This window comes from Pantoea sp. S-LA4 (assembly GCF_054482835.1).
In genome coordinates this window covers 1,762,992-1,788,154 of the sequence record NZ_JBTLRC010000002.1, presented here as the reverse complement: position 1 = coordinate 1,788,154, position 25,163 = coordinate 1,762,992, and the positions used below count along the sequence as shown (strand labels likewise).

Here is a 25,163-nt window from a genome sequence, read left to right as displayed (position 1 = left end):
GTAGCCCACTGCGGGGCCGGTGAAGAGACTATAGGGAAATCGATGCAGGGTGTCCGTGGGTGTTTGGTATCGGCGTGTAACCGATTGTACAAGGCGGGAAAAGGGCGGTCAGATGACCGCCGCGAAGTTTAGTTATTCAGGTAGCGTTGTTCAAGGTGCTGACGGAAAAAGAGCGGATTGAGGGGCTCGCCGGTGGCGTTAATCAGTAACTGATCGGTTGAGAAGCGGCTGCCATGCTGCCAGATGTTCTGTTGCAGCCAGTGGAAGACCGGCTGCAGTTCGCCGTGCTGGATCAGCTCGCTGAGCTGTGGAATCGCTTTTTTCACCGCCTGGAACAGCTGGGCGGCGTACATCGCGCCCAGGGTGTAGGTCGGGAAGTAGCCGAAGGCACCGTCGGTCCAGTGAATATCCTGCATACAGCCATCACGGTAGTTGCCACGAGTATCCAGGCCCAGCGACTGCTGCATCTTCTCATCCCACAGCGCCGGAATATCTTCAACCTCAATCTCGCCTTCAATCAGCGCCTGCTCAATCTCATAACGCAGAATCACATGCGCCGGGTAGCTGAGCTCGTCGGCATCGACCCGAATCAGCCCCGGTTTCACCTGCTGCGCCAGCCGGATGAAGTTGTCCGCCTGCAGCGCGGGCTGATCGCCAAAGGTGGTGATGATTTGCGGCAGTATGCGCTGCAGAAACTCGCGGCTGCGGCCCAGCTGCATCTCCATAAACAGGCTCTGCGATTCGTGAATCGCAGTTGAACGGGCCAGCGCCACCGGCTGACCGCGCCACTGCTGCGGCAGATTTTGCTCATAGCGTGCGTGACCGGTTTCATGGATCACACCCATCATGGCGCTGAGAAACTCCTGCTCATTGTAACGGGTGGTGATGCGAACATCTTCCGGTACGCCGCCACAGAAGGGATGTGCGCTGACATCCAGCCGCCCGTGGTTAAAGTCGAAACCCAGCGTTTCCATGATGCTCAGGCCAAGCTGGCGCTGCGCGGGCAGGTCAAACGGTCCCTGCGGCAGCGCAACGGGCTGTTGCGCCTGTTTCTCTACCACCTGCTGTAACAGCTGCGGCAGCCAGCGTTTGAGTTCGCCAAAGGTCTCATCCAGTCTGGCGCGGGTCATGTCGGGCTCATACAGATCCAGCAATGCGTCATAGCGCGAACAGCCGTTAGCTTCTGCGCGCAACTGCGCTTCCTCACGGCTCAGGCGAACGACTTCTTTCAGGTTGGCAGCAAAACCCTGCCAGTCATTGGCCGGACGCTGGGTGCGCCAGGCATGTTCACAGACAGAACCAGCCAGCGACTTCGCCTCGACAAAGGCATCCGGTAACAGGCTGGCTTGCTGATAAGCGCGCTTCATTTCATTGAGGTTGGCACGCTCCACATCATTCAGGGATTGCTGCTCTGCCTGTTGCAGCAGGTCACCGATTTGCGGGGCGGTGAGAATCTGGTGCTGCAACACGCTCATCTCAGCCAGCGCTTCACCGCGCGCCCGGCTGCCACCCGGTGGCATGGTGGTTTGCATATCGCAGCCGGCGATGGCGGTGACGTGATTAAACCGCGACAGGCGCTGAAACGTCGCGCTAAGTTGTTGATACGCTGAGGCCATGTAAGACTCCTTGTAATAGTTTAACGCAGCGGAATTTCCCGCAAGGGTAGATCAACCGGCCAGCAAAAGCGAACGCTGGCCCCGCCGAGCGGGCTGGACTCAATCGTCACCTGGCCACTCAGCGCCTGCGCAATAGAGTGCACTATCGCCAGTCCGAGTCCGCATCCGCCGGTTGCCCGATCGCGGCTGGGATCGAGCCGGACAAAAGGTTCGAATACCCGCTGGCGTTCTTCAGCCGGAATGCCAGGCCCATCATCTTCCACCTGCAGGCAGCCCATTGGCCCGTCAAACCACAGGCTGATTCGCAGCCGCTGACTGGCATAGCGCAGCGCGTTGTTGACCAGATTATCCAGTACCCGCTCCATCAGCCGGGTATCGGAGACGCCGGTGTTTTCCCGCTGTGGCAGATCAAGATCCATCTGAACCTGCGGATTGATGGCGCGAAAGTCATCGAGCCGCTCGCGCAGCCAGTTCGCCAGATCCAGCGAACGCAGGTTGAGGTCGACGCGAGGCCGGTCGAGCCGGGCATAGGTCAGCAGCTCTTCAATCAGGCTCTCCAGTTGGCCAATATCGCGGTTGAGCGCCACCCGCTCGCCATCCGTCAGGTTATCGCTCATCTCCAGCCGGTAGCGCAGGCGAACCAGCGGCGTTCGTAGCTCATGCGCAATGCCATCAATCAGCTGCTTTTTACTGGCAACCAGCGTATTGATGTTCTCCGCCATCTGGTTAAAGGCGATGCCGAGCCGGAACAGGCTGGAGGTGCTGTCAAAATGGGTGCGCACATCCAGTTCACCGCGGCCAAAGCGCTGAGCAGCTTTTTCCAGCCGCTGCATCTCTTTCCAGTGCGGTCGCATCCAGATAAAGACGGGCAGCGCCAGCGACATGCCGATAAACACCAGCAGCGCAATATCCAGCAGCCGCATCTGGTGCAGGTAGAACAGATAGGGGATCGGTCCGACCGACAGCACGTAGTGGCTGCGCGGGATATGCTGCAAAAAGGTGTATTGATCGTCGAGCGCGACAATTTCACCGGCGCGCAACCGACGCATATTGCCGTCATCGAGCTGATATTTGCTCATAGGCTCAATGTGCAGATCGAACGAGAGCCCGAGATCGAGACTCTTGATGGTTTTATTCCAGTCGCGCGGCGGAATCTCCCGCAGTTCACTGCGAATCAGATAGAGTGAACTGGCCATCAGGTCGTTCATCGACTGGCGGCCCGCCCGCTCTGCGGTGAATTTATAGACCAGACCGACCAGCAGCGTCATCACCAGAAAGCAGACAAACAGCAGCAAGTAGAACTGTATAAAAAGCTTTCTCATAGCACGCGAGTGTCCCAGGCCTGTGGCGCAAACAGATAGCCTTTGTTGCGAATCGTTTTGATACGGAACGGCTCGGTGGCGCTGTCGTGCAGTTTTTTGCGCAGGCGCGAAATGGCAACGTCAATGCTGCGGTCAAGACCGTCATAGCTGACGCCACGCAGCGTTTTGAGCAGCGCATCGCGATTCAGGATCTGTCCGGCGTGGCTGGCGAGGACCCATAACAGGTCGAAATCAGCGGTGGAAAGGGCGATCTGCTCGTCAAACAGGGTCACCTGACGATTCAGGGCATCGATAGTCAGCGAGCCGAAACGCAGCATCCGATTGGCGGCCGGGGCAGGCGGCGTATCTTCCGGCTGTCCCTGCAGTGACTGGCGCAGATGCAGACGCAGGCGCGCCAGCAGCACAGCGGGCGGAGTGGTTTTCAGGATGTAATCCTGCGCGCCCATCTCCAGAGCCAGAATATGATTCATGTCGCTGTCGAGCGAGGTCAGCAACACAATCGGTCCCTGCCAGTTGGCTCGCAGGTCGCGGCAAATGGTCATGCCATCTTTGCCTGGCAGCATGATATCCAGCATCACCAGGTCCGGCTGTTGTTCCGCGATCACCGCTTCGGCACGATCGCCACGCGTCTCGACAATGACGTCAATATCATGACGTCCCAGGTAAGCGGCAATCAGCTCGCCCACTTCGGGTTCATCTTCTACATAAACGATTTTGTTCATAGTTCACTGCGCGGAATAAGGATGAACGAAAGCATATCTTTTCCTGGTCCTGAGCTCTACGCTATCGCACGAAATATCCTTATCTCACTGGTATATAACCGGCAAAATGTGCCATCATAACCGCGGCCTTTCTGCGCCAGGTTCGGAACCGTAATGATTAATATGAGGAGCGTGAGTGTGTCTGATAAAGAGCTGGCATCAGCCATATACAGTGACCGCATCTGCTTCAATTACAGTGATTTTCTTTCCGCTTCCTGCAAAAAACGCTGGAGCTTCGTCGATGCGATCTATGGTGTGATGCCGATTTTCGGCATGGTAACCCGTAAATCTGCGCACAGCTTACAGGCGAGTGATGACCAGCTTAAAGAATTAGCATTACAAATCATTTCCACTCAGGTCAGCGACGAAATTAACATTGCCCGTTTAATTACGCTGGCTGAACAGCAACAGATTAGCCGCTTTGATATTCAGCTGCCTTATCCGCTTTCTGCAGAGCAGCTGGATGCCATTCATCAGGAATACCGCAAGCCGCTGAATCTGACACAGCAGGATGACCTGCTGTGCGTCGCCATTCCGTTACAGTCACATTAAGTCGTCAGCTGCCACACCGCAGGCAGCGTTGCCGCCATCAACAGCCCCATCGCAATCCGTTCCAGTGAGGTCAGCGCAATATCCGCGCGGCCGCCGCGTCGTGCAAACAGAAACAGTAATAAGCCTGGCGCATAGAGAATGACTGAGGCCATCAGATGAAGCGGGCCGGATGCGTAAAGCAGCCAGATGCCGTAGAGGCTGGCACCAATGCCCACCGCCATTGCCAGCGGCTTATGCTGGCCACGAACCACTTTGATCAGGTAGAGACCGACCAGCAGATAGGGTACCAGGATCATTTCTGAGGCGATGGTCAGCAGGTTGTTGTAATTGGCACCGGTCACCGCGATCAGGATCAGACAGAGCTGAATGCTGCCGTTGGTCAGCCAGAGTGAGGCGGCTGGCGCATTGTGTCTGTTCTGCCGGGCAATGCTGCGCGGGAAGGCACCTTGCTGCGCAGCAATTAACGGCACTTCGGCCGCCATAATGGTCCAGCTCAGATAAGCGCCACAGACCGAAATGATCAAACCGATGGCAATCACCGCATCGCCCCAGTTCCCCATCAGGCGGGTCATTAATCCGGCCATCGACGGATTGCGCATCTCCGCCAGCTCAGCACGCGGCACCACGCCCAGTGACAATAACGTCACCAGCAGGTAGACCAGCAGCGCTGCCAGTACCGCCAGCAGCGTTGCCCGACCAACATCCTTTTTCTGCCGGGCTCGCGCTGACACCACCACCGCACCTTCGACCCCGATAAACACCCACAGGGTGATCAGCATAGTCTGCTTAATCTGCTCCCACAGCGGCTGTCCCAGCGTGACACCGGAGAAATCGAAGCGGAACCGATCGTAGTTAAACGCCAGCACCGCCAGCACAATAAACAGCAGCAGCGGCACCAGTTTGCCCAGCGTCGCCATCAGGTTAATGCTGGCGGCTGTTTGCACGCCGCGCAGCACCAGCCAGTGCACCAGCCACAGCAGGACGGATGCGCCGAGCATCGCCTGCCAGGTATTGCCGTCACCAAAAACGACATGGCCTGGGCTGTCCGTGAAGAAGCTGAGCGCGGAAAAGACGATCACCAGATAGGATACGTTAGCGATGACCGCGCACAGCCAGTAACCCCAGGCGGAACAGAAGCCCATCAGCTCGCCAAAGCCGGCGCGCGCGTAGGTAAAGATGCCACCATCCAGATCGGGTTTAAGACGGGTCAGCAGCAGCATCGCCAGCGACAGGAAAATAATGCCGACGCCGGTAATCAGCCAGCCAATCAGCAGTGCGGCCGGGCCAGCCACCGCGGCCATATTTTGCGGCAGACTGAACACGCCTGCGCCGAGCATTGAACTCAGCACCAGCGCAGTCAGGGCACCGAGACCTAATTTTTTCTCCAAAACAACCTTCCCGCTAGCATATATGGCTGGGTAAACCAGTATTCATCTCAGGTATATCGTCGCCGTCAGGCAAATAACAATGAGAATATCCGGTCAAACAGGCGGCAGATTTTACGGAGTGCGGCAGGGGATGGCAATGCGTGAATATGCAAAACAGCACAGGAATTATGCAAACAGCAGGGCGGCGGGCGCCGCCCTGGCAGGATTACTTAAAGATGTCCGCGGTCACGGTCAGGTTACCGCCACTCTGGTTCTGCCACTGACGGGTGACGTGGTAGTACTTGGCGCCTTTATCCGCGGCGCGCTTCGCCACTTCTTCCGAGATCTCGGTTGGTGTGCCAAAGTGTCCGGTAAAGGTAACGGTGTCAAACGGCTGCATCTGGGCGGCAGTGATGGCGTTAACTTCCTGCACTGATTTGCCGTTTGGCAGATTGACGGTATAGCGTTTGCCGGTTGAGGATTGAGTCTCAAAGAAACGACCCACGCCTTTGCTTGGGGTTTCTGACGAGGCAACGCCCGGAATTTCAACGTTAGCTGCCGCGGCACCGCCGGCGGCCAATGCGGCTTTACCCGCTTCTGAATCGGCCGGAATGGCGTTTGGCGTCTGCACCTTACGCTCTTTGGCATCTGCCTTGTAGACGTAGGCGGTGACGTACTGGTTGCCGCCGTTGTTGGCGTCAATCTGGCGGACAATAAAGAAGGAGGCCGCGCCTTTCTCTTTGGCTGCTTTGGAGACCGCATCATTGACGTCAGGCTGGCTGGCGAAGAAACCGCTCACCGACACCGTATCAAAAGGTTCGAGTTTGTAGGCTTCGGCTTTCGGCAACTCGTTGATGCCGTTGAAACGACGGTAGCTGGTTGACACCGTCGCGTCAGGTGCATCGGCTTTATACAGGTCGGCGGTGACGCGCCAGTTGCCGCTGTTGCCGTTTGTGTCGTTAATGCCCTGAATATAGTAAGAGGCCGCGCCCATTTCATCAGCACGCTTAGAGACCGCATCGGCAGCATCGCCAATCGCGTTGAACCGGCCGGTGATATTAATACGTTCGAATGGCTTCAACGCGGCCGCTTTTTCTGGCGTTAACTCCTGCGCGGCAAATGCGTTAGCTGCCAGCAGCGATAACAGGGTGGACGCCAGAATAGTGTTCTTCAGCTTCATAAAAATAATCCTTCGCCTTACGCAAAAATGAGTACGAAAACGTGCTGGACTCTTGATGTATAACAGATTAGCCGCTGATTATTGCATGTTATAAACAGACTGTCGCAGCGATTTTTTGTGTCAGATCGCGTTATTCAACCGGGCTTTATTCATCTGATTGTCACGAATGACGTTTACGGCCCGATTAAGGGGCGGCTTATCGCTAAATCCGGTAAGTGATAGTGCTATAACAGTTAATGCATTGTTAAATAAAGGTTTTTATTAACCGGATCTGCGCCCTGACACGATTATGCATAGCAGATTATCTGCTGATGACGCACTTTAGTAGTGGGATAACACGGGTTTTTATCTTTAACACTGAATAATTGGGTGAATGTCTCTACTCTGCCAGGCCGAACTGGATCGGTTGTCACATTTTCAGTAGGTTATAAATACTTTGAAATAAGTGCATTTCATTCATAAGCAGCTGAAACAGCGTTTCAGTTGCGCTGATGACGTGCGGGCTTCAGGCCATCATCCTTTAACCGATGAAAGGAAACACTATGTTAATTGGAATACCCAAAGAACGATTGCTCAACGAGTCACGCGTAGCCGCTACGCCGCAGACCGTCGGGCAACTGATCAAGCTGGGTTTTAGCGTCACTGTAGAGCATGACGCTGGCCTGGGCGCCAGTTTCGATGACGACAGCTACGTCGCAGCGGGCGCAACCCTCAGCGACAGCCAGCAGGTCTGGCAATCCGATATCGTGTTCAAAGTGAACGCGCCGGACGATGAGGAAATTGCGCTCACGCGGGAAGGCAGTACGCTGGTGAGCTTTATCTGGCCGGCACAGAATCCGGCATTGCTGGAAAAACTGGCGGCACGCCGCGTCACGGTGATGGCGATGGACTCCGTGCCACGTATCTCACGCGCGCAGTCACTGGATGCCCTGAGCTCGATGGCCAACATTGCCGGTTATCGCGCGATCGTTGAGGCGGCACACCAGTTTGGCCGCTTCTTTACCGGTCAGATCACGGCGGCAGGGAAAGTGCCACCGGCGAAAGTGATGGTGATTGGTGCGGGTGTTGCCGGCCTGGCTGCAATCGGCGCGGCGGGCAGCCTCGGCGCAATTGTCCGGGCGTTTGATACCCGACCGGAAGTTAAGGAGCAGGTGCAAAGCATGGGCGCCGAATTCCTCGAACTCGATTTCGAAGAGGAAGCAGGCAGCGGCGATGGTTACGCCAAAGTCATGTCTGAGGCGTTTATCAAGGCCGAGATGGCGCTGTTCGCCAGCCAGGCCAGAGAAGTGGACATTATCGTGACCACCGCGCTGATCCCTGGCAAACCGGCACCGAAGCTGATTACCGAAGAGATGGTGGCCAGCATGAAGCCGGGCAGCGTCATTGTCGATCTGGCGGCGCAAAACGGCGGCAACTGCGCGCTGACCGTAGCCAACCAGGTGACCGTTACCCCGAACGGCGTGAAAATTATCGGCTATACCGATCTGCCCAGCCGCTTGCCGACCCAGTCATCCCAGCTCTACGGCACCAATCTGGTGAACCTGATGAAGCTGTTGTGCAAAGAGAAAGATGGCAATATTACGGTCGACTTTGACGACGTTGTGGTGCGCGGCGTCACGGTGATCCGCGAAGGCGAAGTCACCTGGCCAGCACCGCCCATTCAGGTGTCGGCGGCACCCCAGGCGGCACCTGCTGCGGCTAAGAATGTGCAAAAAGTGGAGGCGAAACCGGTCTCACCGTGGCGGAAATATCTGCTGATTGCGCTGGCGATTGTACTGTTCGGCTGCCTCGCCAACGTCGCGCCCGCTGATTTCCTGTCGCACTTCACCGTCTTCGCGCTCTCCTGCGTGGTCGGCTACTACGTGGTCTGGAACGTCAGCCATGCGCTGCATACGCCGCTGATGTCGGTAACCAATGCCATCTCCGGCATTATCGTTATCGGTGCCGTGCTGCAGATGGGGCACGGTGGCTGGGTCACGTTCATCTCCTTTATTGCCGTGCTGATTGCCAGCATCAATATCTTTGGTGGCTTTACCGTCACCCAGCGCATGCTGAAAATGTTTCGTAAGGGGTAATTCATGTCTGGCGGATTAGTAACTGCAGCCTATATTGTCGCTGCGATTCTGTTTATTTGTAGCCTCGCCGGTCTCTCCCGACATGAGACCTCAAAGCAGGGCAATCTTTTCGGTATCAGCGGCATGGCGATTGCGCTGGTGGCGACCATTTTTGGCCCCGACAGCGGCAACGTGGTGTGGATCCTGCTGGCGATGGTGATCGGCGGCGCGATTGGTGTGCGTCTGGCGAAGAAAGTCGAAATGACCGAAATGCCGGAGCTGGTGGCGATTCTGCACAGCTTTGTCGGTCTGGCGGCGGTACTAGTGGGCATCAACAGCTACATCGACCATGCTCCTGGGCTGCCAGCGGTGCTGGAAAATATCCATCTGAGCGAAGTCTTTATCGGCATCTTTATCGGTGCGGTGACCTTTACCGGCTCGCTGGTGGCGTTCGGCAAGCTGTGCGGTAAGATCTCCTCCCGGCCGCTGGCACTGCCGCATCGCCACAAGCTCAATCTGCTGGCGCTGGTGGTGTCGTTCCTGCTGCTGCTGTGGTTTGTTAACACCGAGAGTACCGTGGCACAGGTGTTCGCGCTGCTGCTGATGACGCTGATTGCGCTGGCGTTTGGCTGGCATCTGGTGGCTTCTATCGGCGGAGCGGATATGCCGGTGGTGGTGTCGATGCTCAACTCATACTCCGGCTGGGCCGCTGCCGCCGCGGGCTTTATGCTCAGCAACGATCTGCTGATCGTCACCGGTGCGCTGGTTGGCTCATCCGGTGCGATCCTCTCTTACATTATGTGTAAGGCGATGAACCGTTCCTTTATCAGCGTGATTGCCGGCGGTTTTGGCACCGAATCTGGCAGCAGTGATGAGAGCGAAGCGGCAGGTGAGCACCGTGAGATCAGTGCGGAAGAAACGGCTGAGATGCTGAAAGCCTCCTCTTCGGTGATCATCACGCCCGGCTACGGGATGGCGGTGGCGCAGGCGCAGTATCCGGTTGCCGAAATCACTGCCCGGCTGCGTGCGCTGGGGATCAAGGTCCGTTTTGGCATCCATCCGGTGGCGGGGCGTTTACCGGGACACATGAACGTGCTGCTGGCGGAAGCCAAAGTGCCCTATGACGTGGTGCTGGAGATGGATGAAATCAACGATGACTTCAGCGAAACCGATACCGTGCTGGTGATAGGCGCTAACGATACGGTGAATCCTGCCGCGCAGGACGATCCACGCAGCCCGATCGCTGGTATGCCGGTACTGGAAGTGTGGAAAGCCCACAACGTTATCGTCTTTAAACGTTCAATGAATACCGGTTATGCCGGAGTACAGAACCCGCTGTTCTTCAAAGAGAACACCCAGATGCTGTTTGGTGATGCCAAAGCCAGTGTCGAAGCGATTCTGAAAGCGCTGTAATAAAAAGGGCGGCTGATAAGCCGCCCGATTCTTTTCTGAAGAGGGTTAATCCTCCTCATCCTCTTCATCATCCAGATCGATTGGCGATTTGAAGTCGTCAGGTTTGATCGCCAGCAGATCGCAACGCAGATGATCAATCACCTGTTCCGCCGTATTGCCGAGGAAAGCGGCAGACAGGCCGGTCCGTCCGATAGTCCCTAACACCACCACGCCCGCACCCAGATGCACGGCCAGATCGGGAATGACTTCCTCAGGTAACCCTTTAGCCACATGGGTGAACTCTTCACCAATGGAGAATTTCTGCCGAAGCGCTTTCATTGCCACCAGGTGCTGGCCGCGGATGGCGTCGTTGTAGACGCTGGGATCAAAATCGGGCAGTTCGATAGCGATATTGATGGGCGTAATGGGGTAGGCACCCACCAGATGCACTTCGGTGTGATTCACGGTTTCCGCCAGCTTGACCGTTTCACGGATCAGCTTCTGATTCAGGCCATCGTGATGGGGTTCTTCACTGGCAAGGTTGACCGCCACAATCGCTTTACCGCCTTCCGGCCACGGCTGGTCTTTTACCATCCACACCGGGCACGGGCATTTCCGCAACAGGTGCCAGTCGGTCGGGGTAAAAATAACCGATTCCAGCCGGTCGTGCTGATGCGCCATTTTCAGCACTAAATCATGCTGATGGGCCAATACTTCCTGAATAATCGCTTCGTAGGGGCGGTTATGCCAGATCACTTTAATTTCGATCTCAACACCGGCATCCAGATAGGCGTGCGCCTGCTCGCGAATCCACTCGGTGCGCTGACTGATCACGCCCTGACGCATCGAGGCGCGTTCATCAGGCGAAAGCAGGGTGGTCATTTCGTAGGAGAAATCATAGATGGGCAAAAAGGCTTTGATTTTGCCGCCGATGAATTGATTCAGATAGACCGCACGCCGCAGCGCAGGCTGGTCGTCTTGCTGGGCATCGATCGCGACCAGAATATTTTGGTACTGGGACATGAGGAACTCTCCTTAAACCAGAGCGACTGGATTAAAGATAGCCTATGTTGCACAGCGGAAGAAGTGAAAAAGTTACTGCCGGATCAATAAAATAACAATTATTGATCCGGCCCGGTATCAGGCAGCCTGATGGCTCTGACCCGCTAACTCTTCCAGTAAGGCGTGGTTCTCAATGGTAATGTATTTACCCTTAACCGCCAGCATGCCTGATTTCTGGAAGCGGCCCAGCAGACGGCTGATAGTTTCTACCGTTAAGCCCAGATAGTTACCGATATCACCACGGGTCATGGTGAGACGAAATTCACGCTGGGAAAAACCACGCTGACCAAAGCGGCGTGACAGATTCCAGATAAACGCAGCCAGACGCTCTTCAGCATTTTTCTTCGACAGCAGTAAAATCATGTCCTGATCGCCTTTGATCTCACCGCTCATCAGTCGCATCATCTGCTGACGCAGGGCCGGCATTTTGCCTGACAGATCATCCAGCGTTTCAAACGGAATTTCGCACACCATCGCCGTTTCCAGTGCCTGAGCAAAGCTCGGATGGCTGGCACCCATAATGGCATCAAAGCCGACTAAATCCCCGGCCAGATGGAAACCGGTGATCTGCTCATCACCCTGTTCGGTGATGGTGTAGCTTTTAATGGTGCCGGAACGAATGGCGTAGAGCGATTTGAGATCGTCACCCGCTTTAAAAAGGGTTTGCCCTTTCTGAATCGGTTTTTTACGCTCAATGATATTGTCGAGCTGATCCAGCTCATGTTCATTTAGCGTGAAGGGGATGCAGAGCTGACTGATGCTGCAATCCTGGCAGTGAATGGCACAACCGCCCGACTGAATACGACGAATGCTGCGTTTTTCAGGGATCATAATGGTTTGCTCGACGATTATTGACTGGGGTCAATTTTAACATTTTTTGTGCTGAAGGGAACTCATCCGAGCAGTTTTAGGCTTACAAAAAGTATGGATGTGCAACAGGGCGCTAAACGCAGATGTGACGGGGCTCTCAGAATGACGCATCCTCTCACTGTCACGAAAAGTTGCCGCTTTTATGATCTGCTACCGGGATTTAATCTGCCCGGCGGCAGCGAAAAAGAGGATTAGCGCAGTGTCGTCAGCTTTTGCTACGCTTTCAGACTGAGCCTGTTTTGCCCTCCATCAATTTTAATCAGGTGTGAGAAAACCATGAACCTTGATGATAACGATCTTTTTCGAGACGCCATGGGAGATGTCACTCCGTTAAAAGACACCACCAGCACCTTGTGGCTGAAATCACCTTCCACCAAAGCGCCGCGCCATCCGCCGCGCGATCCCGAACAGGAGAATTTCCTGACCCGTGGCTATCTGGATATCGTGCCGCTGAACACGCCGCTGGAGTATAAGGCGGATGGTATCCAGCAGGGCGTGCTGGATAAACTGCGGAAAGGCGAGTATCGGCTGGATGCCAGCCTCAACCTGTTGCGTCAGCCGGTCGAAACCTGTCGTCAGGCGCTGTTTAACTTTATGGTGCAGGCGCATAAGCAGGGATTACGCAATCTGCTGATCATCCATGGCAAAGGCCGGGAGGATGAGTCGCACGCCAATATTGTGCGCAGCTATCTGGCGCGCTGGCTGACCCAGTTTGAGGATGTGCAGACTTTTTGCGTCGCCCAGGCGCAGCATGGCGGTGCCGGCGCGCTCTATGTCGGGCTGCGCAAGACCGATAAAGCGCGGCTGGATAACCGCGAGCGGCACGCCAAACGCAGCCGCTAGCTGTGGAATTTGCGCATGGTAGACATCAGCACTTCGGCGCTCAGGCTGAGCTGACTGCCGGTGCGGGTAATAATGCCGACCGGCTCGCCCGGCCCGGATGAGTTAATCGGCAGGGCGCAGACGGCGTTATGGTTAAGATCTTCCTTAATCGCGCCGGATGGCACAAACCAGATATAGTCGTAACGCAGCGCCAGCTGGCGCGCCAGTGAGGTAGAAGAGGTCTCGATACAGTGCGGTGGCAGTGAACAGCCCTGTTCGTCCAGCATTTGCTGAGCAATACGGCGGGGCGCGGTGCCTTCGGGTGAGATCACAACCGGCCACTGCATCGCTCGTGAAAGCGTGACATTGTCACTCAGAAGCGGGTGTTCGGGCCGCACCACCAGCTTCAGCGATTCGAGAAATAGCAGCTCATAGGTCAGTCCGGTCATCATTTCACTGTCTGCCATCCTGCCGATACCTATGTCGAACTCACCCGCCCGTAAGCCGGCTAACAGCACGTTATTATGTAAGGTTGCCACCTGAATAGTGGTGTTAGGTTGTATCTGATGAAAGCGATCGAGGATCTGCGGCAGCATCCCCATGGCGGCCGTGGTGAGCGCACCGAGCCGGATGATGGCTGGCTGGTCGGCAGGCTGCTCATTGAAACTCTGTCCGGCATGGTTGAGGGCGTCCAGTACCCGTACAGCATGAGTCAGGAACTGCTCTCCCATGGTGGTCAGCTGCGCGCCGAGTCGGCCGCGCTCAAACAGCCTCACGCCGGTCAGCTCTTCCAGCTCATTCAGGGTTTTCGACAGGGCAGGCTGGCTCAAGCTGAGCGTTTCTGCCGCCCGGCCCAGCGTGCCTTGCTGCGCGACCGCAACAAAGGTATGTAAATGGCGCAATCGAATGCGCTGATTGAAAAGGATATTTTTTTCCATCTCTCAAACTTAATGAGAATCACCGCTAACAGGCAACCTTTTAAAATGGATTTTGTTAACTTAGCTGCAAAATTATATTAACAAATAAGGCAAGGCGACAGGATTCGGGAGTAAGCCGCTGAAAATAAACGTGTCATATGAGAATGCGATGAAAGCAGTCCAAATCGGGAATGTGTCAGATCAACCGCTTAGCGATATAAAGTTGAATAATTCTCAATATCATATAAAAATCTGACGTCATAACCTTAACGATCGGCTATCATTGGCGCCGTTTTTTTTACTAAAACTGATGTCACATCCCGGTGCCAGAGAGGAGTTTTCATTGTCCAGCGTAGAGGCGGTAGATGTACGCCAGCTCATTAACCAGCAGGCGCTGAGTCGCTGGCAAAAGCGGTTAATTGCGCTCTGCTTTGTTGTGGTGGCGCTCGATGGTATGGACATCGCGATTATGGGCTTTATTGCGCCTACGCTCAAAACCGCCTGGGGCGTGACTACGCATCAGCTGGGGATGGTAATCAGCGCCGCGCTGATTGGTCTCGCACTCGGGGCGATGGTCGCGGGGCCGCTGGCCGATCGCTATGGTCGCCGGATGATGATTATTCTCAGCGTCTTCTTTTTTGGTCTCTGGACGCTGGCAACGGCGCTGTCACACAATATCGAACAGATGATGCTGTTCCGCTTTCTTACCGGGCTGGGGCTGGGTGCAGCAATGCCAAACGTCGGGACGCTGGTGGCCGAGTACGCACCAGAACGACGCCGGGCATTCATCATCACCGTGGTGTTTTGCGGATTCACCTTTGGTGCCGCCAGTGGGGGATTTGCGGCCTCCTGGCTGTTGCCTCGTTACAACTGGCATTCGGTCCTGCTGCTCGGCGGGATTCTGCCGTTACTGATCCTGCCTTTTCTGATCCGGGGTCTGCCGGAATCGGTGCGTTTTCTGATCAGCCGTGGCGCGCCTGCCGCGCGCATTCACGCCATTGTTGAGCGGATGATGCCGGGCACCACCCAGCCGGACAGCGCCTTTCATGCGCCGGAAGCCAGCGTCGCGGCACGGGGCGCCATCGGCACCGTCCTGTCGCGCAGCTATCTGTTTGGCAGCACCATGCTGTGGGGCGGCTATTTTATGGGGCTGTTTCTGGTCTATCTGATCGGCAGCTGGCTGCCGTCACTGGTCAACACCCTTGGGATGTCCGTCACCGAAGCGGCGATTATCACCGCCATGTATCAGGCCGGCGGAACCCTGGGATCGCTGTTTGCCGGCTGGCTGATGGACCGTTTCAATGCCAACCTCGCGCTGGCCGCTATCTACTTCTGCGGCGGGCTGTTCATTGTGGCGCTCGGCTTTTCACCGGCGGAAGTGGGCATCATGAGCGGCATCGCTTTCTGTAGCGGCTTCTGCTTCAACGGGGCCAATACCGGAATGAACGCCTTATCTGCCAGTTATTATCCGACCCATGCCCGTGCTACCGGTTCCAGCTGGATGCATGGCGTCGGCCGTGTCGGTGCCATTCTCAGCGCTTTTGTCGGCGCAGAAATGCTGTCGCTCGGCTGGTCGTTTAGTTTTATCTTCCTGCTGCTGGCCATTCCCGCTGTGATCACCACCCTGATGCTGGTGCTGAAAAACCGCTACGGCTTTAAGCCGATCACAAATTCGTGATTTTTTCCGCTGGCGCCAACGCGTTGCATTACATTAGCAACAACGCTCACGGTGTCAGGTAGAACAGATGGACAACTTTCTCAGTGCGGATGCAATCCGCACCCGCTTCTCTCAGGCCATGTCCGCCATGTATCAGCAGGAGGTGCCGCAATACGGCACGCTGATGCAACTGGTAATGGCGGTTAATGACCGCACGCTGGAGTCCGATCCCGCGCTAAAAGATCGCCTGGCAGCGGCCGATGATCTGAGCCGCCTTAACATTGAGCGTCACGGCGCTATCCGCGTCGGTAGCGCCAGCGAACTTGCCACGCTGCGGCAGATATTTGCGGTGATGGGAATGGTTCCGGTCGGTTATTACGATCTCTCACAGGCGGGCGTGCCGGTGCATTCCACCGCTTTCCGGCCGGTCGATGACGCTGCGCTGCGGCGTAATCCTTTCCGTGTCTTTACCTCTCTGCTGCGGCTTGAGCTGATTGATGATGTGGCATTACGTGAAAAAGCGGCAGCGATACTGGCGGCGCGCGACATTTTCACACCGCGCTGCCGGCAACTGCTGCAACTGCATCAGCAGCAGGGCGGATTCACCGCTGAGCAGGCGGCAGAGTTTGTCAATGAAGCGCTGGAAACCTTTCGCTGGCACGCGCACAGCAGCGTTGATAGCCAGACCTACCAGGCACTGAATCAACAACACCGGCTGATTGCTGACGTCGTCTGCTTCCCGGGCTGCCATATTAATCACCTGACGCCCCGCACGCTGGATATTGATCGGGTTCAGCAACTGATGCCATCCCGCGGAATCGAACCCAAAACCCTGATTGAGGGACCGCCGCGTCGTCAGGTACCGATTCTGTTACGTCAGACCAGCTTCAGAGCGCTGGAAGAGGCGATAATCTTTAAAGACGGTCATCAGGGCAGCCACACGGCACGCTTTGGGGAAATCGAGCAGCGCGGCGCAGCGCTGACCCCGAAGGGACGGGCGCTGTACGACCGGTTACTGCAACAGGCAGGTAGCGGCGAGGATAATCAGCAGCATCAGCAGCATCTTGCCGATGTGTTCCGGGATTTTCCCGACGATGAACAGACGCTGCGGCAGCAGGCGCTGGCGTGGTTCCACTATCGTCTGAGCGAAAAGGGCATTGCAACGCCGCCAGCCCGGGGCGAAACGCTCGACAGCCTGATCGCGCAAGGACGCATCATTGCCGAACCTATTATCTACGAAGATTTTCTGCCGGTCAGCGCAGCGGGCATTTTTCAGTCCAACCTCGGCGATCACGCGCAGGTGCGTTTGACCGGCCAGGCCAGCCGGGCGGCGTTTGAAGCAGCGCTCGGCAGTGCGGTGACAGACGAAATGACGCTTTATGCGCAACGTCAGCAACGTTCGCTGCTGCGATGTGGTGTGATGAACTGATCACGCTGAAGGGAATAAACGGGACCATCGTCGATGGTCCCGTTTAACCGCTGCGCATCGGCAATCGATCTGCACATTCTTTCTGACTCTGAATAGCGCAGTCTCAGCGTTATACCCTGTTAAAAATAGCTGGATAAGCAAAGCGATAGATAAGGTTTGCTGTAGGACGGGTGTTCCCTGATGCTGGCGTAAAATAATAAATTAAATTTAACTATAAAGGCGATAAGTGGCAGCGCAACCGCCGCGCTACGCCGATATGATTTGTTGTAATTAACTGTGTGCAGGCTTTTTTTATATTGCCATCCCTGTTTTACCGCACCGTAGCAATGCCGGTACTTTCTGGAAAGCGTTAATAAATATAAACAGAAAACGGGCGGATGCCTATTCAAACCTTTTGATAATGTTGTTCAGTGCTTTGCTTCAACCTTCGGCATAATCTGCAAATCTGTTCCGGACATGGACAATGTCTCAAGGCCTGCAAATAATGGAGAGACGTTTGAACAGGGAAACAGGAATGAAAAACGAAACAGGTCTGCGGATCATGACGGCAGAGGGTGAGTTGCGTGGATGCATGGATGACGACCTTTTCGTATTCAAAGGCATACCTTATGCCGCCGCGCCGGAAGGCGCACTGCGCTGGCGTCCACCGCAGCCGGTAACCCCGTGGCAAAACGTGCGTGATGCCACACAGTTTGCCGCTTCAGGCTGGCAAAACCGTGATTATTGCCGGGCGGTAGGGGGCGGCGATCCGGGCCAATTTAGTGAGGATTGCCTGTACCTGAATGTCTGGACCCCGGATGTTGAACCAGCTACCCCGCTGCCGGTGATGGTCTGGTTACACGGTGGCGGATATACCATCGGCGCGGGCGGCCTGGCACCTTACAGCGGCAAACCGCTGGCCTCGCGCGGCGCGGTGGTGGTGACCATCAATTACCGACTCGGCCATTTTGGCTTCTTTTCCCATCCGGCATTAGATGCGCAATATCCGGTTGCCGGTTCGGTCAATAATTTTGGTCTGCTTGATCAGATCGCCGCGCTGCAGTGGGTGCAGCGTAATATTCCCGCGTTTGGCGGCGACCGCCGTAATGTCACCCTGTTTGGCGAATCGTCAGGCGCTCGCAGCGTGCTGTCACTCTGCTGTTCGCCGCTGGCGGAAGGGCTGTTTCACAAAGGCATCGTCCAGAGCGCCTACAGTTTACCCGATACCCCGCTGAAAAAAGCGCGCCAGCAGGGCATGGCGGTGGCTCGCCATTTCGGCCTGCCGCCTGATGCCAGTGCCGATGCGTTGCGTGCTTTACCCGCTGATGCCTTCTGGTCGCTGGAGGGTGCGCTGGCGATCCAGCCGGTGCCGATCTCCGGCGATGCGGTGCTGCCTGAGCCGATGCTGAAAACCTTTCTGGCGGCAAAGCAGCATCGGCTGCCGTTAATGGCCGGCAGTAACAGCGACGAAGCCAGCGTGCTGGACTATTTTGGCGTCGATAGCACCGCCGTGCTGCATCAGCTGCGCGATAAAAATCGGGTGCTTTACCGGATGCTCAAGTGGATGTATGACCTCCATGACGATCGGCGTCTCGGTCGTGCGGTGGCGCGCGATATGGCCTTCAGCGTGGTGCCGTGGCTGGTGATGCGCGCCCAGCATAATAGCGGGATGCCTGGCTGGCGTTACTGGTTCGATTATGTTTCGGAGAATGCGCGCGATCTCTATCCGGACGGGACCTGGCACGGCAATGAAGTGCCCTATGTGCTTAATACCCTGAGTCAGATGCCCGATCCCAGTGAAAATCGCCCCTTCAGTGAGGAGGATCGGGCATTCGCCGCGCGCGTCAGCGACTACTGGTTCCGCTTCGCCTGCGATGCCAGCGAATATAAGCATCAGCTTGAAGGAGAGGTTGTCTGGCCAGCCTGGCACCCCGGCGAAGATGTGACAATGTCACTGGGTGAGGAGCGCCGCAGTGGTTTAGTCCTCAAAAAGAACTTTATGCGCGCCAGAATGCGGCTGTTGCGATTGCTGATGACCAAAATGGTGCGCCTTTAATTAGCGTGCTAACCATCAAATTGCGCGAATGGGATTATCAATGCCATTCGCGCATAATTTTCTGAAAAATAAAGAGATTAATAGAACTCCGCGCTAAAGACGCTGTAAAATTTTAGATAACAAAAGAGTTACATCTTCACTATCCACTGCCGATAGATCTCCTATGCCCGACACTTACGGGTCAACGTGTATAGGATTTTGGTATGGGAATGCTCAAAAATTTCACCATTCGCGCTGTGATGCTCTCCATTCTGGGCCTGTTCTGCTTACTGTGGAGCGGTGTCGGGTTATTCAGCATCCATTCTCTCGGCGCGCTGAGCGAAGGGAATGATGTTGACCGTCATCTGGTCGCGCAAATGACGGTGCTCAGTAAAGGCAACGATCAATATTTCCGCGTTATCACCCGTCTGTCGCGCGTGATGGACAGCAAGGCGGGCGGCAAAACGCTGTCCGATGATGCCTATGCGCCGGTACAGCAGGCGCTGGATAACATGACCCAGCAACTGGCGACCTTTAAACAGCTGGCACCAGGACCAATGAACCCGGATGTGGTCGACAGCGTGGTACAGAGCTGGCAGAAATTGCTGGATGAAGGCGTCACGCCGCAGTTGCAACTCGCCCGTCAGGATTCACCCGATGCCTATCGTCAGCAGGCCAATAATGTCACGCCGCAGCTCAGCCGGGCCTTTGGTGCCAGCGCTGAAAAATTCAATCAGGGCGCGGCACAGGTACTGGATCATACCCGGGTTGAAGTTGACCGCTTAACCGCACTGACCAAAATGATTATCACCGTAACGGTGATCCTCGGCCTGCTGATCCTGTTGTTCACCGATCGCTATCTGGTGGCGATGCTGGTCAGGCCGCTGGAAACTATCCGTAACCATTTTGCCACTATCGCCACCGGCGATCTGAGCCAGCCGGTGGCCGATTTTGGTCGCAACTGTGTCGGTAAACTGGTGCCACTGCTGAGTGCCATGCAGGATAGCCTGCGTGAAGCGGTCAGCGCGATTCGCAGCGGCACCGAGAACATCTCGCGCGGCGCGGCAGAAATCTCGGCGGGCAACAACGATCTCTCTTCGCGTACCGAAGAGCAGGCGGCGGCGCTGGAGCAGACTGCGGCCAGTATGGAGCAGCTGACTGCGACGGTGAAATTTAACGCCGACAATGCGCGTCAGGCGAGCCTGCTGGCGGAAACCGCCACCACGACCGCACAACAGGGCGGCCATCTGGTGAGCGAAGTGGTCAGCACCATGAACGGCATTTCTGGCAGTTCGAAGAAAATTGCTGAGATCACTAACGTGATTAATGGCATCGCCTTCCAGACCAACATTCTGGCGCTGAACGCCGCGGTAGAAGCCGCTCGTGCCGGTGAACAGGGGCGCGGTTTTGCCGTAGTGGCCTCTGAGGTGCGTAATCTGGCCCAGCGCAGCGCCAACGCCGCCAAAGAGATTGCTACCCTGATTGAAGATTCCGTTCAGCGGGTCGGAAAAGGGGCCGAGCTGGTCGGCACCACCGGCGGCACCATGAATAACATTCTGAAATCGGTGCAGGATGTGGATGCGATCATGAAACAGATCGCTGCCGCCTCGGAAGAGCAGAGTAAGGGGATCTCGCAGGTTGGGGCCGCCGTAACTGAAATGGACAGCGTGACGCAGCAAAACGCCTCGCTGGTTGAGGAAGTCTCGGCCGCCGCCAGCGCCCTGGCGCTGCAGACCGAAGCGTTACAGGCCTCAGTCGCGAAGTTCCGCCTTTCCAGCAACGTGAGCCAGGCTGCGCCCGCCGCACCGCTGAGGCCGAATGCGCCAAAAGCGCCGGCGCTGGCGACCGCTCAGGCTAAGCCTGCTGACAATGGCGACTGGGTGACCTTCTGATCCTGAACCAGCCACGCCACCAGTTCCGCCAGTAACGGCGGCGCTTCTCCGGACGGCCGCTGCAGTAAACTGTAGGCCGCTCCGGTTTTTACCTCGCCAGCGAAGGGTTTAACCAGCCTGCCGCTGGCGATATCACTCTCCACCAGATTGCTGTCAGCAATCGCCACGCCAAATCCCTGAATCGCCGCACTAATCGCCAGATCCATGGTGGAAAAGTGCTGATTGCGCTGCATCGTCACTGCGATCCCTTGTCCCTGTAGCCAGCATTGCCAGTCGCGCATATCGTCGGTGGGATGCAAAAAGGTCATGCCAGCCAGCTCTGCGGGTGAAGCGGGTAGCGACGTTCCCGCCGCCATCACCGGCGTCAGCGACTCCTCAAACAGCGTTATGGCATCACGGCGGGGTTTGCCATAAACGATAGCGGCGTCGAAGTTATCAAGCTGAGAAGCATGATCCAGCGTGGTGGTCAGCGCCACATGCAGCTCCGGCTGCCGTTGCTCCAGCGCCATCAGCCGTGGTACCAGCCAGCGCATCGCACAGGTTGGCGCTTTAAGGCGAATACTGGCCTGGGTGCGGCGCGCTTTTTCGCCGGCCTGAGCGATCAGTTCATAGCCCTGACGCCATTCAGGCAGCAGCGCCGCGCCCTGCGGCGTCAGGCGCAGGCCGCGGGCGTGGCGATCAAACAGACTCAGGCCGAGCCAGTGCTCCAGCGCCGCGATCTTGCGGCTGACCGCGCCCTGGGTTATGCACAGCTCCCGGGCGGCATGGGTCAGATTGAGGTGGCGGGCCGTCACCAGAAAAGCGTGAATGGCGTTAAGCGGCAGGGTTGAACGCGACACAGAGAACCTCAGCTATGCATTTTTATCATGGCTATTATGACGACATTTCGCTTGCCGACTCAAGTCACAGCCCGTTGAATAGCTATTTATCGTATTCGCTTATCTATGCTTCTGACGGAGAGATCATGTCCCTGAACACGCCTGTCGCCATTCACTCAAAGTTGCCAGATGTTGGCACCACCATCTTCAGCGTTATCGGTCAGCTCTCAGCGCAGCATCAGGCGATTAACCTGTCGCAGGGCGCACCCAATTTTCCCTGCGATCCGGCGCTGGTCGAGGCGGTCAGTCAGGCGATGCGTGACGGCCAAAATCAGTATGCGTCGATGACCGGCCTGCCGGCGTTGCGTGAAGCCTTAGCCAGCAAGGTGGCGACGCTCTACGGTCAGAAATATGATCCGGCCAGCGAAGTGCTGATCACCGGCAGCGCCAGTCAGGGCATCTATATGGCGATTACCGCGCTGGTGCATCCGGGCGATGAGGTGATTTTCTTTGAGCCAGCCTTTGACAGCTACGCACCGGTGGTGCGGTTGCAGGGCGGCAAGCCGATTGGCCTCAAACTTCAGGTGCCGTCATTTGCCATTGACTGGCAGCAGTTGCGCGCTGCGATTACGCCACGCACCCGGATGATCATCATCAATACGCCGCATAACCCCAGCGCTCAGGTGCTGACGCCAGAGGATCTTAATCAGCTGGCGGCACTGACGCGTAACACGGACATTGTGGTGCTCTCTGATGAAGTTTATGAACATATTTTGTTTGATGGGCGCAGGCACTGCGGCATGGCGACCCATCCGGAGCTGGCGGCGCGCAGCGTTATCGTCTCTTCGTTTGGCAAAACCTTTCACGTTACCGGCTGGCGGGTCGGCTACTGTCTGGCACCGGCAGAGCTGATGACGGAGCTGGTGAAAGTCCATCAGTTTATGATGTATGCCGCCGACACACCGATGCAGGTCGGCTTCGCGCAATATCTGCAGAACGCGGAAAACTATCTCTCGCTGTCGGCGTTTTATCAGCAAAAGCGCGATCGGCTGATTGCGCTGCTGCAGGATTCACCGTTTGAACTGCTGCCGTGCGCCGGTTCCTTTTTTATGCTGGCCAGCTATGGACATTTCAGTGACGAACCGGACAGCGAAATGGTAAAACGTCTTATCGTCGATCATCGGGTAGCCACTATCCCGCTGTCGGCGTTTTATATGGATGGCACCGACAACAAACTGATCCGTCTTTCCTTTGCCAAAGATGAGGCGACGTTACAGGCTGGCGCTGCGGCGCTGTGTGCCTTCCCGCAGTAACGGGAAACGTTGCCTGACGGCCGCACTGCGAAGCAGGACAGCGATCGGTTAAAACAATAATTTCGGGGTAAGTAATGAAAAAACGCAACGCACTCTTTCTGGCACTCGGCATGATGGCTTCAGTACAGGCACTGGCGCAGGATTTACGTTATGGCCTGGAGTCGCAGTATCCGCCTTTTGAAAGCCGCAACGCCAAAGGGGAACTGGAAGGTTTTGATATCGAGCTGGGCAATGCCATTTGTCAGGCCGGTAAATTTAACTGTCACTGGGTGGAAAGCAGCTTCGACGCGCTGATCCCGGCGCTGCAGGCGAAGAAGTTTGATGCCATCAACTCGGCGATGAACATCACCGAAGCGCGGGCCAAAAGCATCGGTTTCACCCAGCCCATCTACCGTATTCCCACCATGCTGGTGGCGAAAACTGGCGAGAAGCTGGCACCGACCGCTGAATCACTGAAGGGCAAGAATATCGGGGTGCTGCAGGGTTCGATTCAGGAAACCTATGCCAAAAAGCACTGGGAATCCCAGGGCGTGACCGTCACCTCCTATCAGGATCAGAACCAGGTCTATAACGATATGGTCGCCGGGCGTCTGGATGGCACGCTGGTGATGTCTGCTGCCGGTCAGTCGGGCTTCCTCGATAAACCACAGGGTAAAGGCTTCGGCTTTATCGGTAAGCCGGTCGAAGATGATGCCATTCTGGGATCGGGGATCGGCTTTGGTCTGCGTAAAGATGACACCCAGCTCAAGCAGTCGCTGGATGCGGCGATCGCCAAAGTGCAAACCGACGGCACGCTGAAAAAGCTGGCGGAGAAATACTTTCCGGGCATTGATGTCAGCGTGAAGCCATAAGCCAGAATCGGGCGCAGAGTGCGCCCGATTTGATTGTTACTCCGCTGCCAGATAACAGAGCTTCTCGGCCACCTGGTAGGATTTTACAAACGACGGCAGCGGCAGGAACTCAAAGCGCGAATGGAAGTTATGCGCGCCGGTGAAGAAGTTCGGCGTCAGCAAGCCTTTAGCTGACAGCGCCGCACCATCAGTGCCACCCCGCATCGGAATCACCTTCGGTTCAATATCCAGCGCGCTAAGCGCCTTAAAAATCAGGTCAATCGCCCGGCGATCTTCACCCAGCGCATTGCTGATATTGCTGTAGATATCGGTGAGGGTAATCTCGACCTTACCGGTTGGATAGCGAGCGGCAATTTCCTGCGCCTGCTGCTGAAGCTGCTGCTTGCGGTCGGCAAAGCTGGCGAGGTCAAAGTCGCGGATGGAGGCTTTCAGAATCGCCTGGCTGGCATTGGCCTGCATCTCATTGAACCAGATATAGCCTTCACGCCCTTCGGTCTGTTCCGGTGTCTGCTGACGATCAAACTGGCTGATGAAGTCATGGGCCATCAGCAGCGGATTAACCAGCACCCCTTTACCTGACATCGGATGCGCCGGCACGCCGGTGAAGCGAATCTCAGCAGCGGCGCCGTTGAAGTTTTCATAAACCACTTCGCCCAGTTCGCAGCAGTCGATGGTCCAGGCGAAGTCCACATTGAATCGCGTTTCCAGATCGAGCGCTTTGGCCCCGCGCAGGCCAATCTCTTCATCGGGGACAAACGCCACCACGATATCGCCATGATCGCCGTGCAGGTTTTCCATCAGCGTCATCACCACGGTTACCGCCGCTTTGTTGTCGGCGCCCAGCACGCTGGTGCCGTCGCTGAAAATGATCTCCTGACCGATATAGGGGGCGATCTCCGGATGCTGGTCGCGGCGCAGCCAGATATCCTCCCCGGCATTCAGGCAGAGATCTTCATCCTGCCAGCGCAGAATTTGCGGTTTGATATCGGGTGAGAGACCAACGTCAACGGTATCGATATGGGTAATGAACCCGATGCGTGGCGCGTTGGGACGGTTACCGCGTTTCACCGCCGTTACCGTAGCATGTTGATCAATTACCACCTGTTCCAGCCCCAGTTCACGCAGCTCAGCCGCCAGCAGCTCCGCCATGGCGTGCTGGCTCGGCGTGCTGGGCAGGCTGGTCGATTTCGCATCACTCTGACTGCTGACGGCAAGGTAACGGAAAAAACGCTCGGTGAGTTGGGTCTCAAGTTTGTCGGTCATCACTATTCCTT

20 protein-coding genes are annotated in these 25,163 nt (G+C 56.3%); 10 read left to right on the top strand and 10 right to left on the bottom strand.

The features are described 5' to 3' along the window. Window positions 1-128: 128 nt before the first annotated feature. Genes ACX3P5_RS09225 through rstA form a run of 3 tightly spaced genes read right to left on the bottom strand, consistent with a single transcriptional unit; the run spans window position 129 to window position 3,660 of the window. Window positions 129-1,616 carry a carboxypeptidase M32 gene (locus tag ACX3P5_RS09225; RefSeq protein ID WP_458968610.1) on the bottom strand — a complete coding sequence of 496 codons (1,488 nt, stop codon included), beginning with the start codon at window positions 1,614-1,616 and terminating at the stop codon, window positions 129-131. A 20-nt stretch (window positions 1,617-1,636) separates the two neighbouring features. Then, the gene (rstB, locus tag ACX3P5_RS09220) at window positions 1,637-2,938 is read right to left on the bottom strand and encodes a two-component system sensor histidine kinase RstB (RefSeq protein WP_233984219.1); all 1,302 of its coding nucleotides are present in this window, start codon (window positions 2,936-2,938) and stop codon (window positions 1,637-1,639) included. Further along, window positions 2,935-3,660, bottom strand: coding sequence for a two-component system response regulator RstA (rstA, locus tag ACX3P5_RS09215; RefSeq protein WP_233984220.1), 726 nt, complete (start codon window positions 3,658-3,660; stop codon window positions 2,935-2,937). The genes rstB and rstA overlap by 4 nt, the downstream gene beginning before the upstream one ends. A gap of 177 nt (window positions 3,661-3,837) precedes the next feature. Here rstA and ACX3P5_RS09210 point away from each other — a divergent pair, with 177 nt between their 5' ends. Further along, entirely contained in the window at window positions 3,838-4,251 is a 414-nt protein-coding gene (locus ACX3P5_RS09210) for a hypothetical protein (RefSeq protein WP_233984221.1), read from the top strand. Here the strand turns inward: ACX3P5_RS09210 and ACX3P5_RS09205 are convergent. Both ACX3P5_RS09205 and ydgH read right to left on the bottom strand, forming a co-directional pair. After that, window positions 4,248-5,639 carry a basic amino acid/polyamine antiporter gene (locus tag ACX3P5_RS09205; RefSeq protein WP_233984222.1) on the bottom strand — a complete coding sequence of 464 codons (1,392 nt, stop codon included), beginning with the start codon at window positions 5,637-5,639 and terminating at the stop codon, window positions 4,248-4,250. The genes ACX3P5_RS09210 and ACX3P5_RS09205 overlap by 4 nt on opposite strands. Window positions 5,640-5,844: 205 nt before the next feature. Further along, on the bottom strand, window positions 5,845-6,798 hold the full coding sequence (gene ydgH, locus ACX3P5_RS09200) for a DUF1471 family protein YdgH (RefSeq protein WP_233984223.1): 954 nt from the start codon (window positions 6,796-6,798) through the stop codon (window positions 5,845-5,847). Window positions 6,799-7,340: 542 nt separating this feature from the next. Between ydgH and pntA the strand changes: the two genes are divergently transcribed. Together pntA and pntB are read left to right on the top strand one after the other, a co-directional pair. After that, window positions 7,341-8,873 (top strand): Re/Si-specific NAD(P)(+) transhydrogenase subunit alpha, encoded by a 1,533-nt coding sequence (gene pntA, locus ACX3P5_RS09195; RefSeq protein ID WP_336755277.1) that lies wholly within the window; start codon window positions 7,341-7,343, stop codon window positions 8,871-8,873. A gap of 3 nt (window positions 8,874-8,876) precedes the next feature. Then, window positions 8,877-10,265 carry a Re/Si-specific NAD(P)(+) transhydrogenase subunit beta gene (gene pntB / locus ACX3P5_RS09190; protein ID WP_233984225.1) on the top strand — a complete coding sequence of 463 codons (1,389 nt, stop codon included), beginning with the start codon at window positions 8,877-8,879 and terminating at the stop codon, window positions 10,263-10,265. 45 nt (window positions 10,266-10,310) lie between these two features. On the opposite strand, the gene uspE is transcribed toward pntB, so the two are convergent. Further along, on the bottom strand, window positions 10,311-11,267 hold the full coding sequence (uspE, locus tag ACX3P5_RS09185; RefSeq protein ID WP_159859383.1) for a universal stress protein UspE: 957 nt from the start codon (window positions 11,265-11,267) through the stop codon (window positions 10,311-10,313). A 117-nt stretch (window positions 11,268-11,384) separates the two neighbouring features. Next, window positions 11,385-12,137: an FNR family transcription factor gene (locus tag ACX3P5_RS09180; protein ID WP_094119513.1), complete on the bottom strand. Its 753-nt coding sequence runs from the start codon at window positions 12,135-12,137 to the stop codon at window positions 11,385-11,387. 315 nt (window positions 12,138-12,452) lie between these two features. On the opposite strand from ACX3P5_RS09180, the gene smrA reads away from it, so the two are divergent. Beyond that, the gene (gene smrA, locus ACX3P5_RS09175; RefSeq protein ID WP_458968609.1) at window positions 12,453-13,019 is read left to right on the top strand and encodes a DNA endonuclease SmrA; all 567 of its coding nucleotides are present in this window, start codon (window positions 12,453-12,455) and stop codon (window positions 13,017-13,019) included. On the opposite strand, the gene ACX3P5_RS09170 is transcribed toward smrA, so the two are convergent. After that, the gene (locus tag ACX3P5_RS09170; RefSeq protein ID WP_233984227.1) at window positions 13,016-13,936 is read right to left on the bottom strand and encodes a LysR substrate-binding domain-containing protein; all 921 of its coding nucleotides are present in this window, start codon (window positions 13,934-13,936) and stop codon (window positions 13,016-13,018) included. The genes smrA and ACX3P5_RS09170 overlap by 4 nt on opposite strands. 322 nt (window positions 13,937-14,258) lie before the next feature. On the opposite strand from ACX3P5_RS09170, the gene ACX3P5_RS09165 reads away from it, so the two are divergent. From ACX3P5_RS09165 to ACX3P5_RS09150, 4 genes are all read left to right on the top strand, one after another. Further along, window positions 14,259-15,593 carry an MFS transporter gene (locus ACX3P5_RS09165; protein ID WP_336755274.1) on the top strand — a complete coding sequence of 445 codons (1,335 nt, stop codon included), beginning with the start codon at window positions 14,259-14,261 and terminating at the stop codon, window positions 15,591-15,593. Between the two features lie 67 nt (window positions 15,594-15,660). After that, window positions 15,661-17,001 (top strand): 2-oxoadipate dioxygenase/decarboxylase HglS, encoded by a 1,341-nt coding sequence (hglS, locus tag ACX3P5_RS09160; protein WP_458968608.1) that lies wholly within the window; start codon window positions 15,661-15,663, stop codon window positions 16,999-17,001. A 514-nt stretch (window positions 17,002-17,515) separates the two neighbouring features. Then, complete coding sequence (locus ACX3P5_RS09155) at window positions 17,516-19,036, top strand: carboxylesterase/lipase family protein (RefSeq protein WP_458968607.1); 1,521 nt, start codon at window positions 17,516-17,518, stop codon at window positions 19,034-19,036. Between the two features lie 203 nt (window positions 19,037-19,239). After that, window positions 19,240-20,907 (top strand): methyl-accepting chemotaxis protein, encoded by a 1,668-nt coding sequence (locus tag ACX3P5_RS09150; protein WP_458968606.1) that lies wholly within the window; start codon window positions 19,240-19,242, stop codon window positions 20,905-20,907. Here the strand turns inward: ACX3P5_RS09150 and ACX3P5_RS09145 are convergent. Beyond that, window positions 20,865-21,746 (bottom strand): LysR substrate-binding domain-containing protein, encoded by an 882-nt coding sequence (locus ACX3P5_RS09145; RefSeq protein WP_458968605.1) that lies wholly within the window; start codon window positions 21,744-21,746, stop codon window positions 20,865-20,867. The genes ACX3P5_RS09150 and ACX3P5_RS09145 overlap by 43 nt on opposite strands. A 125-nt stretch (window positions 21,747-21,871) precedes the next feature. Between ACX3P5_RS09145 and ACX3P5_RS09140 the strand changes: the two genes are divergently transcribed. Then, window positions 21,872-23,038, top strand: a complete 1,167-nt coding sequence (locus ACX3P5_RS09140; protein ID WP_233984233.1) for a methionine aminotransferase — start codon at window positions 21,872-21,874, stop codon at window positions 23,036-23,038. A gap of 74 nt (window positions 23,039-23,112) precedes the next feature. Next, the gene (locus ACX3P5_RS09135) at window positions 23,113-23,889 is read left to right on the top strand and encodes a transporter substrate-binding domain-containing protein (RefSeq protein WP_233984234.1); all 777 of its coding nucleotides are present in this window, start codon (window positions 23,113-23,115) and stop codon (window positions 23,887-23,889) included. Between the two features lie 36 nt (window positions 23,890-23,925). Here ACX3P5_RS09135 and pepT read toward each other — a convergent pair whose 3' ends face one another. Next, window positions 23,926-25,152, bottom strand: a complete 1,227-nt coding sequence (pepT, locus tag ACX3P5_RS09130; protein ID WP_458968604.1) for a peptidase T — start codon at window positions 25,150-25,152, stop codon at window positions 23,926-23,928. Window positions 25,153-25,163: the final 11 nt, after the last annotated feature.

Excerpts from the sequence above, each read along its gene's own strand:
- ACX3P5_RS09135 (WP_233984234.1), top strand. The coding sequence starts at position 23,113 with ATGAAAAAACGCAACGCACTCTTTCTGGCACTCGGCATGATGGCTTCA.
- ACX3P5_RS09180 (WP_094119513.1), bottom strand. The coding sequence starts at position 12,137 with ATGATCCCTGAAAAACGCAGCATTCGTCGTATTCAGTCGGGCGGTTGT.
- ACX3P5_RS09150 (WP_458968606.1), top strand. The coding sequence starts at position 19,240 with ATGGGAATGCTCAAAAATTTCACCATTCGCGCTGTGATGCTCTCCATT.
- pntB (WP_233984225.1), top strand. The coding sequence starts at position 8,877 with ATGTCTGGCGGATTAGTAACTGCAGCCTATATTGTCGCTGCGATTCTG.
- uspE (WP_159859383.1), bottom strand. The coding sequence starts at position 11,267 with ATGTCCCAGTACCAAAATATTCTGGTCGCGATCGATGCCCAGCAAGAC.
- rstA (WP_233984220.1), bottom strand. The coding sequence starts at position 3,660 with ATGAACAAAATCGTTTATGTAGAAGATGAACCCGAAGTGGGCGAGCTG.
- smrA (WP_458968609.1), top strand. The coding sequence starts at position 12,453 with ATGAACCTTGATGATAACGATCTTTTTCGAGACGCCATGGGAGATGTC.
- pepT (WP_458968604.1), bottom strand. The coding sequence starts at position 25,152 with ATGACCGACAAACTTGAGACCCAACTCACCGAGCGTTTTTTCCGTTAC.
- ACX3P5_RS09140 (WP_233984233.1), top strand. The coding sequence starts at position 21,872 with ATGTCCCTGAACACGCCTGTCGCCATTCACTCAAAGTTGCCAGATGTT.
- pntA (WP_336755277.1), top strand. The coding sequence starts at position 7,341 with ATGTTAATTGGAATACCCAAAGAACGATTGCTCAACGAGTCACGCGTA.
- ydgH (WP_233984223.1), bottom strand. The coding sequence starts at position 6,798 with ATGAAGCTGAAGAACACTATTCTGGCGTCCACCCTGTTATCGCTGCTG.
- ACX3P5_RS09155 (WP_458968607.1), top strand. The coding sequence starts at position 17,516 with ATGAAAAACGAAACAGGTCTGCGGATCATGACGGCAGAGGGTGAGTTG.
- hglS (WP_458968608.1), top strand. The coding sequence starts at position 15,661 with ATGGACAACTTTCTCAGTGCGGATGCAATCCGCACCCGCTTCTCTCAG.
- ACX3P5_RS09225 (WP_458968610.1), bottom strand. The coding sequence starts at position 1,616 with ATGGCCTCAGCGTATCAACAACTTAGCGCGACGTTTCAGCGCCTGTCG.
- rstB (WP_233984219.1), bottom strand. The coding sequence starts at position 2,938 with ATGAGAAAGCTTTTTATACAGTTCTACTTGCTGCTGTTTGTCTGCTTT.
- ACX3P5_RS09170 (WP_233984227.1), bottom strand. The coding sequence starts at position 13,936 with ATGGAAAAAAATATCCTTTTCAATCAGCGCATTCGATTGCGCCATTTA.